At 64.8% G+C, this 12362-nt stretch carries 9 protein-coding genes; 2 read left to right on the forward strand and 7 right to left on the reverse strand.

The window, feature by feature from the left end; all coding sequences use genetic code 11:
• Positions 1 to 14 precede the first annotated feature (14 nt).
• Entirely contained in the window at positions 15 to 3476 is a 3462-nt protein-coding gene (locus ACIQWO_RS18410) for a molybdopterin-dependent oxidoreductase (protein WP_402827129.1), read from the reverse strand.
• 99 nt (positions 3477 to 3575) lie between these two features.
• Here ACIQWO_RS18410 and ACIQWO_RS18415 point away from each other — a divergent pair, with 99 nt between their 5' ends.
• Entirely contained in the window at positions 3576 to 4502 is a 927-nt protein-coding gene (locus ACIQWO_RS18415) for a LysR family transcriptional regulator (protein ID WP_402827132.1), read from the forward strand.
• A 52-nt stretch (positions 4503 to 4554) separates the two neighbouring features.
• On the opposite strand, the gene pdxA is transcribed toward ACIQWO_RS18415, so the two are convergent.
• From pdxA to ACIQWO_RS18430, 3 genes are all read right to left on the reverse strand, one after another.
• A complete protein-coding gene (pdxA, locus tag ACIQWO_RS18420; RefSeq protein WP_150665791.1) occupies positions 4555 to 5556 on the reverse strand; it encodes a 4-hydroxythreonine-4-phosphate dehydrogenase PdxA in 1002 nt (333 codons plus the stop codon).
• 94 nt (positions 5557 to 5650) lie between these two features.
• Positions 5651 to 6922: a four-carbon acid sugar kinase family protein gene (locus tag ACIQWO_RS18425; protein ID WP_402827137.1), complete on the reverse strand. Its 1272-nt coding sequence runs from the start codon at positions 6920 to 6922 to the stop codon at positions 5651 to 5653.
• Between the two features lie 56 nt (positions 6923 to 6978).
• Complete coding sequence (locus tag ACIQWO_RS18430) at positions 6979 to 7917, reverse strand: 2-keto-3-deoxygluconate permease (protein ID WP_402827143.1); 939 nt, start codon at positions 7915 to 7917, stop codon at positions 6979 to 6981.
• A 352-nt stretch (positions 7918 to 8269) separates the two neighbouring features.
• Here ACIQWO_RS18430 and ACIQWO_RS18435 point away from each other — a divergent pair, with 352 nt between their 5' ends.
• The gene (locus tag ACIQWO_RS18435; protein ID WP_039399828.1) at positions 8270 to 9037 is read left to right on the forward strand and encodes a DeoR/GlpR family DNA-binding transcription regulator; all 768 of its coding nucleotides are present in this window, start codon (positions 8270 to 8272) and stop codon (positions 9035 to 9037) included.
• A 37-nt stretch (positions 9038 to 9074) separates the two neighbouring features.
• Here ACIQWO_RS18435 and ACIQWO_RS18440 read toward each other — a convergent pair whose 3' ends face one another.
• The 3 genes from ACIQWO_RS18440 to ACIQWO_RS18450 form a co-directional block, all read right to left on the reverse strand.
• The gene (locus ACIQWO_RS18440; protein ID WP_402827146.1) at positions 9075 to 10007 is read right to left on the reverse strand and encodes a LysR substrate-binding domain-containing protein; all 933 of its coding nucleotides are present in this window, start codon (positions 10005 to 10007) and stop codon (positions 9075 to 9077) included.
• Positions 10008 to 10117: 110 nt separating this feature from the next.
• The gene (locus ACIQWO_RS18445) at positions 10118 to 11161 is read right to left on the reverse strand and encodes an ornithine cyclodeaminase (protein WP_402827149.1); all 1044 of its coding nucleotides are present in this window, start codon (positions 11159 to 11161) and stop codon (positions 10118 to 10120) included.
• 73 nt (positions 11162 to 11234) lie between these two features.
• The gene (locus tag ACIQWO_RS18450) at positions 11235 to 12353 is read right to left on the reverse strand and encodes a succinylglutamate desuccinylase/aspartoacylase family protein (RefSeq protein WP_402827152.1); all 1119 of its coding nucleotides are present in this window, start codon (positions 12351 to 12353) and stop codon (positions 11235 to 11237) included.
• Between the last annotated feature and the right edge of the window lie 9 nt (positions 12354 to 12362).

A 12362-nucleotide genomic window follows, 5' to 3' on the forward strand; every position in this document is an offset into this window, starting at 1 on the left:
ATCTGCGTTCGATCTCAGGCGTCAATCACCACGGCTTCGCGCGGTATGGCCTGACACGCCAGACACATGCCCGGCTCGTCGAGCGCAACGTCGCCCATGTGATCGACTTCGCCTTCCAGCACACGCACGGCGCAGCTTTCGCACTGTCCGACACGACATCCGCTCGGCAGCGACAGGCCCAGCGACTCGGCGAACGACAGCAGGCTGCCGTGCGACGGAGTCCACACCGCCTGACGACCCGAGCGCGCGAACGTGACGGGCCACGCCGCATCGGCATCGACGCGCGGTGCAGCCGGCGAGCGGAACGCTTCCTTGAACATGTCGAATGCCGGAACGCCGCGAGCGGCCAGACCGCCCATCACGGCCACCATCATCGGCTCGGGACCGCAAAGATAGACGCGGGCTCGGCGAGCGATCAGGTCATCGGACACCACAGCTGCCGACAATCGCTCGGACGACGCGTAGTCGCGCCCGAGCACGTCGACGTCGCGCGGTGCGTCGTAGTAGTTGACGATATGCACGTCGGGCAAGTGCTGCGCCAGCGCGGCCAGACGATCACGAAACGCGTGCGTCGCGCCGTTCCGGTTGGCGTAGTGCAGCCAGACTTCCGGCGTCTGCGTCAGTCCGCGCTCGACTTGTTCGGCCAGCGATTCCAGATAGCAGAGGAATGGCGTGATGCCGATGCCACCGGCGAAGCAGATCACCGGCTGACGGCTTTGCAGCGGCATGACGAAGCGTCCCGACGGCGCGCCGAGTTCGATCACGTCGCCCACGCGCGCGCCTGTGTTGAGCCAACTGGAGACGACACCCGCGAACGGCTCGCCGCTGGCGGTGCGCCCCTGCTGATGTCGCACGGCAATGCGATAGCCGCGTCGCGCGGACTCATTGGCGGGGCCGGTCAGCGAGTAAGCGCGTGTGACCGGTTTCGTGTGACCGGGAATGGGTAAGCGCACGGTGACGTGTTGTCCGGCGAGATAGTCCGGCAGGCCCACGTCGTCCAACGGTTCGAACGCAATGGCGCGCACACCGTCGGCGGCTGCATCGAGTTCGCTGATGCGAAAGCGCGCCAGCCCCTCCCACGGGCGACGTGCGGGATCGCTGGCGGGATCGCGCGCCACGTCGCAGCGGAATGAGCGCAACGGCGACGAGCCGCTGATCGGGTCGATGTCCTGCGTCGTCACCAGCGCGTTGTAGTTGCTCGACTGCTCGCCTGCCATCGTGAAGCCGCGACGTCCGACACTGTCGCACGCCTGCCACCAACCGTACTCGGCGAGCAGCACGTCTTCGCCGACACCCGCGTCGAATGCCGCGCGAAAACGCGCAACGCCCGCAGGCGTCGTCACGCGAACCCAGTCGCCTTCGGCGATCTGCTTGCGCTGCGCCAGCGCGGGGTGCAGATGCACCAACGGGTCCGGCGCGCGCATGCGCAGACTGGCCAGTCCGCGATGCTGGCTATGACAGTAGTAGCCGTTCTTCGTCGAGCCGAGTACCAGCGGGAAACGACGCGCTTCGTCGTCGGTGAGTGCATGCGAAGCGACGTGCACCGGCACCGGCGAATAGCCATGGCGCAGCAGACGCTCGGAATACAGTTCGACGCGACGCGTCTCGGTCGCGAAGCCGCGAACGCCGCCTGATTCACTGCGCGCGTACTTGCGTTCGTATTGCGGTTGCGGGCGCGAGATGCCTTCAGGATGCGCGCGCAGCGTCTGCACATCCAGCCCCGTCGGCGCGAGTTGATGATTCCATCCCGCTTCCAGGCTGCCGCCGAAGAATGCATCGCCCATGCCCAGCCGCACGGCGAGGTCGAACACGATGTCGTTGTCGCTGCGCGACTCGCCACGCGGCGACACCATGCGCTGGCGCAACTGAATCAGTGCGTCCGCCTGATCGTCGATCTCGAAGCCAGGACGCAGGCCCTCGCGCTCCCACGGCGTATTCACCGGCAGCACGATGTCGGCGTAGCGCGACGACGGCGTTTCGAACAGATCGCAATGGACGTGGAATTCGAGCGCTTCGAGCGCGGCGCGCGCCATCTCGTAATCGGCCTGCGACGCCAGCACGTTGGTGCCGAAGCAGAACAGCGCGCGCACGCGATACGGGTCGCCTTCGAGGATGGCGCGATAGGTGTCGCGCGCCGTGACCCAGCCGCGCGCAGGCGGCCCCAGCGGACGCTCGTCGATGCCCAGCGCCTTCGCCTGTTGTTCGGGACTGAGGAGGTCGTGCTGTGCGACGGCATTCACCGGCTGACGTGTCATCACCCGGTTGCCGCCCCGCCGGTCGAAGCTGCCGGTGAGCGCGTAGAGCACAGCGATGGCACGCTCGATCTGCGTGGCATTCGCGTGCTGAGCGACGCCCGACCACGCGTGATACGCGACGCGTTGCGTGCCGTCGAAGAGCGCAGCGGCCGCGTCGAGTTGTTCGGGCGACACGCCGCATAGTTCGCTGACGGTCGCCGGGTCGTACGGGGCAAGGCCCTCGCAGAGCAGATCGAAAGCCGGACGGCAGACGATGCGCGCGCCGTCGCGGCCATCGACGGTGAATTCGCCGCGCAGTGCCGCGCGGTTGGCGACGTCGCGCGTCAATGCATGCGTCGTGTCGTGGCGCTGTGGTGCTGCGGCGGCTTCGTCCCATATGACGAAGGCGTCCGACGATGCGCTTGGCTCGAACGTCGCCAAATCCTGCGCCCGCAGAAAGTGCCCGTTGTCGTTGCGCACGAGCAAGGGCGCGTTGGTCCAGCGACGCACGAAAGTCTCATCGAAACGGTTGTCGTCGATCAGACGACGCGCGAGCCCCAGCGCCAGCGCCGCATCCGTGCCGGGACGCACCGGCAGCCACGCATCGGCCGCAGCGGCGAGCGGTGTTTTGCGCGGATCGACGACGAGCATACGCGCGCCACGCGTGCGGCCGCGTCCGATGGCGTTGGCCTGACTCAGCCACGTGCTCGTCGGGTTATGCCCCCAGAGCATGATGACGTCCGCTTGCGAATAGTCGGCCGTCGGCATGCCGCAGCCGAACGTGAACGCGTGCGCGAAGTCCTTGTGCCAGTTACAGATTTCCGTCGCGTAGACGGTGTTGGGGCTGCCGAAGACCCGGATGAAGCGCTCGATCCAGTCGATGCTGTCCGACAGCGGCGTGCCGCTCGGTGTGGTGACGCCGAAGGCGACAGCATGCGCCCCGCTCTCGCGACGGATGTCGCCCAGACGCGCGGCAATCTCAGTCAGCGCCTCGTCCCACGAAATGCGCTCCCAGCGCGGATCGTCGGCGCCTTTGGGTGCCGTGCGGCGCAACGGCGTGGTCAGGCGATCCGGGTGATGCACCAGCTCCGGCGCGGCCTTGCCCTTGCGGCACATGGCAGCGCCGTTCGGATGCGACGGATCGGGCTCGACCGCGATCAGCGCATCGTTTTCCACGCGATTGAGTGTGCCGCAGCGGGACCTGCAAAGCGTGCAGAACCCGGGCTTGACCTCCTGAACCATGTCCCGTGCATCTCGTATATGAAGCGATGTTCCGATGCTATACAGGCGATAGTTTTATTACTAATATAAAAAATATAGTTTGCAATATTGATTTCTTAAATGAAGCCAACCCTGCGTCAGATCGAGTATTTCGTGGCGGTCGCCGAGACCGGGCAAGTGATGCGCGCCGCCGAGCGGTGCAGCGCGTCGCAGTCGTCGCTGACGATTGCCTTGCAGAATCTGGAGGTGATTGTCGGCACGCCGCTGTTCGTGCGGCACGCGAAGGGATTGCGTCCGACGGAAGCTGGCGAACGGTTCCTGCGGCACGCCTATCGCATCCTTAACGCGACGGACGACGCCCTACATGAAGCCCGCACGCTGCCCGACGACGCGGGCGGACGGCTACGACTGGCCGTCACGGAGACGATCTCAGCTTATCTGTTGCCATCGGTGGCGAGCACGTTGTCCAAGCGTTTCCCCAACGTCGAACTCACGCTGATCGAGGGCGACCGTCGCGAACTGGAAGCGGCCGTACTCGCGGGAGATGTGGATCTGGCCTTGTTGCTGGTGTCCAACGTTGTCGCCGACGGGCTCGTCTCGCACACGTTGCTGCGCTCTACGCGGCGGCTCTGGACGAACCCGGGGCATCCGCTGCTCGACAAGTCGACCGTCACGCTGGACGACGTGCGTGGGCAGCGCTTCTTGCTGCTCGACATGGACGAGCATGTGCAGACGGTCGAGCGTTACTGGCATGCGGCGCACGTCGAGCCGGTCGTGCATTTCCGCACGCGCTCGATCGAATCGATTCGCAGCATGGTGGCGCAGGGATACGGGGTGTCGATTCTGTCGGACCTCGTCTATCGGCCGTGGTCGATCGATGGCGGACGAATTCTGCGACGGGATCTCAGCACGGGTGTGCCGTCGATGGATGTGGGACTGGTGTGGGCGGAGCGACGTCCACCGCAAGGGCTGACCGAGCGTATCGTCGGCGCGCTACGCACGCTCATCCGCGAAATCAACGATCGCGGTCATATGGGCGTGGAGTGATCGAAGACGCGAGGCGCTGACAGTCGTCAACGCCCCACGCCCTCCTGATGCATCAGCCGCGACGCGTCGCCAGCTCAGCCCCCTGACGCAGCGCTTCGAGCAGACTGCCTTCGTCGGCAATGCCCTTGCCTGCGATGTCGAACGCCGTGCCGTGATCGACCGACGTGCGCACCACTTGCAGACCAACGGTGACATTCACGCCCGCCTCCAGACCCAGCACCTTGACCGGGCCGTGGCCCTGATCGTGGTACATGGCGACGACCAGATCGAAGTCGCCACGGCCAGCGCGGAAGAACAGCGTGTCGGCCGGGAGCGGGCCCTCGATGTCCCAACCGCGCTCGCGCAGCAGTTGCACGGCGGGCACGATCTTCTCTTCCTCTTCGCCGTAACCGAACAGACCGTTCTCGCCAGCATGCGGGTTGATGCCGCACACGGCGATGCGCGGATTCGCAATGCCCGCCTTCACCAACGTGGCGTGACCGCGCTCGATCGTGCGCTGCACCAGCCCCGGCTCGATCTTGCGAATCGCGTCGATGATGCCGATGTGCGTCGTCACGTGGATCACCCGCAGTTGCGGCGCGACCAGCATCATCGACACTTCTTCCACGCCCGTCAGATGCGCCAGCATTTCGGTGTGACCCGGGAACTTGTGGCCGCCCGCGTGCAGCGCTTCCTTGTTGAGCGGTGCGGTGCAGATCGCGTCGATCTCACCGGCTTCGGCCAGTTTCGCGGCATGCGCGATGTACTGGTACGCCGCGTCGCCCGCAATCGCCGACAGCTCGCCGAACGGCAGGTCTTCCGGGATCAGATCGAGGTCGATGCATTCGATCACGCCGCGTGCGAACGTCGCCTCTGCAACCGTCTTGATACGACGCACGGTGAGCGGCTGCTTTACGATGGCGATGGCTTGTTCCAGACGGCGCGCGTCGCCGATCACGACCGGACGGCACTGCTGATAAACGCTCTCGTGCGCCAGACTCTTGACGATGATTTCGGGGCCAACGCCCGCCGCATCACCCATGGTGATGCCGATAACAGGGAGGTAAGGGTTCATGGCGTTTGCGTTCATATCCGTTTTGTTGGGTTGCCCGGCGCACAGGCCGGGGCGATTTCCAGATGTTCGTTTGTGGACGGCGTCACGTCTTGCGTCAACCGACGCTCGCGTCCGCCGCCGCGCGCAAGTGGCGATAAGCGCTATGTAGCGCAGCTTCACCGCCGAATGCACCGGCCTTCGTGACAATGCGCATGGGCGCACCGTTGGCGGGACGTCCGACGGCCACGCCCGGCTCCACTTCCGACAGCAGTTCCAGCGCGCCGATGTTCGCCGCGCTCAACATGGCACGGGCCGTTTCGCCGCCCGTGACGATCAGTCCCGACAGCTTCGTGAAGTGCGGCGCGATCAGCGCCGCCAGTGCCGTCGAGAGTTGCGCGCCCTCGGCGGGATCGAACGCGTCGTCACGTCCGATACGCACGAGCAGGTCAGTGCCTTCCTCGATAGCTTCGCCGATGCGCTCGCACCACACGGCGCTCTGCGGATGCGCATCGCCTGCACGCAATACGGCAGGCGGTACAACCCACTCCACGACCGCATTGTCTTCGCACAGTCGCGCGCATTGCTGGCGCGAGACCGCCGACAGACTGCCGACGAGCGTCAACACGCGGCCGTTGCCGTTATCGGTGTCAACGTTGCTCGCAGCCTCTACTGACTGCGTAGCGCCTTCCGGCACCTCGAACAATTCCGGCAGTTCGGCCAGTTCCCGTGCGAGACCGCCCGAACCGACCCAGAAGATCTCCGTGAGCGACGTGCTGGCGCGCGCGAGCATGGCAAGATCGTCATCCGTCTGCGCGTCGACGATCAGCGCCGTCACGCCCGCCGCGCGAGCCTGCGCGACGATGCTAGCCAACGCCGATGTCACTTGCGCGAGTTCGTTGCGCAGCGTCTCGACGGACACCGTCTGCGTGACCATTCCGGCAGCGCTCAGCATGGGTGCTAGACGCGCTTCCTGCCCTTCGTGCTCCAACTGCCACGTGTCCGTCTCCGCCAGCGGTACACCGCGCACGAAGACTTCGCCGTTGCGCACGGTGCGACCCGTCGCGGGAAACGCGGGCGCTACGACTGCCAGCCCCGCAAGCGGCTGCAAGGCTGCCACTTCAGCGACCCAGTTGCCGCGTAAAGTCGAATCGATTTTCTTGTACAGACGACGGCCCGGTGCCGCCAGTCGCTGCCAGGCCGCGACCGCGCGTGCAGCCGCTTCACCCGGCGCGAGACGCCGCGTGTCGGTGTCGATGGCGACGACCTGTGCCGAGGCGCTGAAGCCGTCGACGTCGAGCGACACCACACTGCGCCGTCCGGCATTGGTAAAGCCAATGGCACAGTCGGCAGCGCCGGACAGATCGTCGGCGACAATCAGAACACTCACTGCACCGCTCCCTTACCCGAGCCCGCTGCGTTTGCCGTGTTGCGCGCCATCGCACGCTAGGCGACGGCCGCCGTCAGGATCGGCGAGACGATGGCGGTCACCACTACACACGCTGCCACGAGCAGCGTCGCGCTCTTGGCGGCTTCTTCATAGACGGGGTTCGCGGCCGCAATCAGCGCAGGCACTGCCGCCGCATTCCCCGCCGTGTTGGCAGCGGCCGTACCGGCCACGCCCGTGCCGCCCGTCAGACGGTCGACGATGTACAGCGGAATGCCGGTCACGACGACAACGGCGAAACCGAGCAGGATGCCCAGCAGACCCGCTTGCCAGACCTTGTGCAGATCGAGGCCAGCGCCGAGTGCCAGCGCGAAGAACGGAATCATGACGGGAACAGCACGGCCCAGGAAGTCGCGCATTTCGCGATCGAGGTTACCGAGCAGCATGCCTACGGCCAGCGGCAGAATGCTGCCGACCAGCGTCGGCCACGGGAACGCCGACAGACCGGCCACGCCCAGTGTGACCATCGTCAGGAACGGACCCGATTCGAGCGACATGATCGTGTACGCACCCACGTCTTCCGAACGGCCGTACTGGCCCATCAGCGCCATGTACAGGCCACCGTTGGTGTCGTTCATCGCGGCGACCACGGCCAGCGTGGAGATGCCCGCGAACATGCCCGACGTCACCGGCGCTTCGCCCAGGAAGTGACCCAGCACGATGCCCACGACAATCGCCGCGCCCACCTTGGCGGCGAACAGCGCGCCGCCCTTCTTGATGAGGTACGGCGTGGCCTTCACGTCGATGCTCGCGCCCATGCAGACGTAGAACACCGCGAGAATCGGCAGCGCCCCCGTGAACAGCGCGTTCGTGAACGAGCCGAAGAACTTCGGCATGCCCGGCATGAACGTGGCAATCAACGAGCCGATCAGCAGGGGGACAATCATCATCCCGCCCGGTACGCGTTCGATGCCGCGCTTGATACGAATTTGAGCCATTGTTGTCTCCCGACTGATATCGATATTGATTAATCGATCATTATTTTGATCGATTTGAGCAGACGGAAGTCTAATCGCTGCCAGAAAAATGTGCAAACTTTGTGACTAGGGGTTTATCCTTGGGTGAAATCGGTCAAAACGGGGGCATCAGGATCGTCAAAATGATTGAATCGATCATTTTTGATGAGCGACACGCCTCATGCCCCCTCACCCGCCCGTTGGCCAGCAACGTCACCGGTTTGCGGACGCCGCAAGCTACACTATGCGCGCCGTGCGGCGAACCCGCTGTCAGACCGACGGCATTGCGCTCGCCCGCGAGACTTCGTCATTCGTATCACTGAGCGATCCCTCCATGAAAGTTGCTAACCGCCGCGAGGCGATTTTCAAAGCTGTCCTGTCGGGCATGACCGATGTGGCTGCGCTGTGTGCGCACTTCGGCATGTCGGAGGCGACGGTGCGGCGCGACCTGCGCGCGCTGGCCGACGAGCGTCGTATCGTGCGCACTTACGGTGGCGCCGCAGCGCCCGTGCGCATGCACGAGCCGGAAGAATCTCTGGAATTGCGTCGCGAGAGTTTTCGCGAACAGAAGGACGCCATCGCGCGTGCCGCAGTCGCGCACGTCGCCGACGGCGACACGATCTTTCTCGATGGCGGCACGACGACCGAAGCAATGGCGCGTTTCCTTGCCGGGCGCGAGAGCGTTCAGGTCGTCACGAACAATTTGCTTGCCGTCGGTGCGCTTGCCGCGAACAAGGTGCCGGTGACGCTCATCGGCGGCGACGTGCGTCCGTCGAGCATGAGCGTGCTCGGACCGCTGGCGCAGCTCGCGCTCTCGCGCGTGTCCGTCGACAAGGCGTTTCTCGGCGCGGATGGCGTCGTCGCCGGACGCGGACTGTGCGAAGCCTCTGCCGAGCAGGCGTGGCTCAAGGAATGCATCATCCGCCAGTCCGCCAGCGTCTATGTATTAGTGACGGCGAACAAACTCGACCGCGCGAGTCAGCAGCACTGGACGCCGCTTGAGCGCGCATGGACGCTCGTCACCGACGCGCGCCCGGACGACGGCGCGCTCGCCAGCTTCCACAAGCATCCGGAAATCGCCGTCGAATCGGTGAACGGCTGACAACCCACTGGCGCGAGGCTTCACCCTCGCGCGCGCCTCAGTCCGCCTGACTTCTCGCCGCCGGTCCGTGAACCAGACGGGAATAAGAGACGAGCATCGAGACCAGTTCCTGCGTCGCCAGGGTGAACGGCGCCGAGCGGCGTGCCACGAGACACACGTCGCGCGGGTCGAACGCCTCGCGAATGGGAATGCTAGTCAACGCCCCGGAGAATAACGTCAGTTCCGAGAGCACACGAGGCTCGATGGTCAGATAGTCGGATTCGCAGACGATGTGCAGCGTCTCCAGCAACGACTCTGCGGTGAGCACGATCTTTGGCGCACCGAGGTTCTCGGTGTTGAACAGACTGATCAGCCGGTTCTCCGCACCACCCACAATCCCCGCAGGACGAATGCTCACCCACTCGCAATCGACCAGATCGCGAATCGATGTCACGTGCGCCTTCGGATGCCCCTTGCGGGCAATCACGCTGGGGATCGACCGGTACAGACGTTCGATGGACAGATCGACGTCGCTCACTTGCGGAGCAAGCGGCGCCAGCGCGAAATCGAGCCGCCCGTCGCGAATGCGCTCGATGAGCATCTTCGTGTAGCCGCTCGTCACATGGACCTTCACACGCGGGAAGCGCTCGACGAAGCGCTTGACGACCGGCAGCAGCAATTCCGCCAGCGGCTCTGAGGTGACGCCGAGTGTGATGTTGCCTTCCTCTTCGCCACGCGATTGCATGACGTCCTGCGAGGCAAGCTCGCAATCGCGCAGAATCGCGTTCGCACGCACGAGGAACCGCTCGCCGATGGGCGTCAGACTGATGCCCTGATGCGAGCGGTTGAGCAGCGTCACGCCCAACTCACCTTCCAATCCCTGAATCGCCTGCGTGAGCGTACTTTGCGCGATATCGAGCGTGCGGGCCGCAGCGCGGAAGCTACCCTGCTCCACCACGGCGCAGAACACGCGAAGCTGGACTAAAGTCATTGGACCTCTCATCGTCTTGACCGGCCGACGCGATGACGCGCTCACCGGGCGGCCTGCGCCGCAAACGCGTCATCCTACCTCAGGGCCCGCCTGGGCCGTGGCACCAGGTCTCAGGCAGCGCGAACCGCCGAGGGTGCCGAGGGTGCGACCAGTTGATACAGATCCTTGCAGTTGACGAGTTCGGGGATCAGGTCGATCACGCGGCCCACGCCCGAATTGCGCGCCAGATCGTACAGGCAGCGCAGCGTCGAGAAGTCTTCCAGCGCGAAGCCGACGGAATCGAACACGGTGACCTGGTCGGCCGTCTCGCGCCCGACTACCACGCCCGACAACACCTGCCAGAAGTGGATGACCGGCGAATCATCCGGCAAATGCTGGATCTCGCCTTCGATGCGCGTTTGCGGCTCGAACTCCACCATGACGCGCGCGTTCGTCACGATATCCGCGTGCAACTCGGTCTTGCCCGGGCAATCGCCACCGACCGCGTTCAGGTGCATGCCCGGCTCGATCATGTCCGGGGTGAGGATGGTGGCGTTCGCCTTGTCTGCGGTGACCGTTGTCACGATGTCGGCGCCACGCACGGCCTCCCGGGCGGAGCTTGCGCACACAAGGCGCAGGTTGGGCACATGCGACAGATTGCGCACCAGTTTAGCCGTGGCTGCGGGATCGACGTCGAACAGACGGATCTCCTGAATGCCCAGCATGGCGTGGAACGCAATCGCCTGGAATTCGCTCTGCGCGCCGTTACCGATCAGCGCCATCACGCGGCTGTCGGATCGAGCTTGCATCTTCGCTGCCAGCGCCGAGGTCGCCGCTGTGCGCAACGCGGTCATCAGCGTGAATTCGGACAGCAGCAACGGCGCGCCGGTGTGCACGTCGGCCAGCACCGAAAACGCCATCACGGTCAGCAAGTTCCGACGCGTATTGACCGGATGACCATTGACGTACTTGAAGCCGTACAGATCGCTGTCGGAGACGGGCATCAGCTCGATGACACCGTCTTTGGAGTGGTTGGCGACGCGCGCAGACTTGTCGAACTCGGGCCAGCGCAGGTAGTCGTCGCGGATGTAATCGGCCAGCGTCGCGATGAACGGCGCGACACCAGTATTTCGTAACAGCTGTTGAACGTCGTGAATGTCGATATAGCGAGTCATAAATTGCCTCGTTGTTGGAATGGGGTTCGACCTACATTGGCGGAAGCAGCCTCGGAGTTCTTGATGCGCAGAGTCAGGCACCGAGCAACATGCCGGTGCGTTGCGAACGATGGCCCGTGACGCGGCCGAGCGGGTCGCCGGCGTTGACGAATCGCACGTCGCGGCGCATGTACATCACGCCCTCGGTACGGCTCGCAAGCGTCGTCACGTCGCCGGTGATCGGGTCGACGATGTCGAAACCGGGCTGGCCGACTTCGATCAGCGCGCCCAGCGTCGCGCGGTGGACCAGCACCCCGGCGCACGGTGCGCGGAACTGTTCGCTACCGGCAAGCGGTGTGGCCGGGTACGGCAGGTCGGGCAACGGCGACACGTGCCCGTCGGCGTCGCCCGTATAGGTGAGGTATTGCATGATGGCGCTCGCATCGGCTTCGGCCTGCTCGTAAGACACGTCGCGCTGACCGCGATGCTCGATCGTCACCGATACGGGACCCGACGGCATCGGCACCGTCGCGCCGAAGTGCTGGCGCACCCGATGCCACGTGAAACTCTGCGCTTCGTCGAACGAATGCGCACCGGAATCCAGCGCCAGCAGGTTCGCCTTCGAGCCGAGGTAGCGGGCCAGCGGCTCGGCGGCGGGCCAGCATTCATCGCCGGTGTAAAGATGCATGGCCGCTTCGCGAGAGCAATGCAAATCGAGCACGATGTCCGCGTCGTGCGCCTGCAGCATCAGCAGTGATTGCAGCGCGCCGAAGGCATCGGTCACCGGGCGTGCCAGCAATGCCTCACGCCATGCAGCACGCACGCGGTCGCGGTTGCGTGCGACGTCATCCGTCAACTGGCCTTCGAGTTTGTCCCGAATCGCCTCGAACAGCATGGGGAAACCGCGGTTGTAATTGCGTCCGCTCGCCAATTCGAATCGCCCTTGCGGTGCGCCCATCAGCCATTGATTCAGGCCCAGCGGATTCGCAACGCTCAGCAACACAACCTCCGCGCGCAAACGGCCCTGCGCTTCGAGCACGAGCAGCTTCTCGCGAAGCCGTGTGGCGACGAGCATCGCGGGGATCTCGTCGGCGTGCAGGGCCGCCTGTATGTACACCTTGCGCCCACAGTTCGCTTCGCCGAAGTGGTGTGCCACGACGGATTGCGCAGTGCCGGTGCCAACGAACGGAAGGGAGTGAATTACGCTTTGCATGAATGAAAT

It is taken from the genome of Pandoraea sp. NPDC090278 (assembly GCF_044772185.1).
Classification (GTDB): Bacteria; Pseudomonadota; Gammaproteobacteria; order Burkholderiales; family Burkholderiaceae; genus Pandoraea.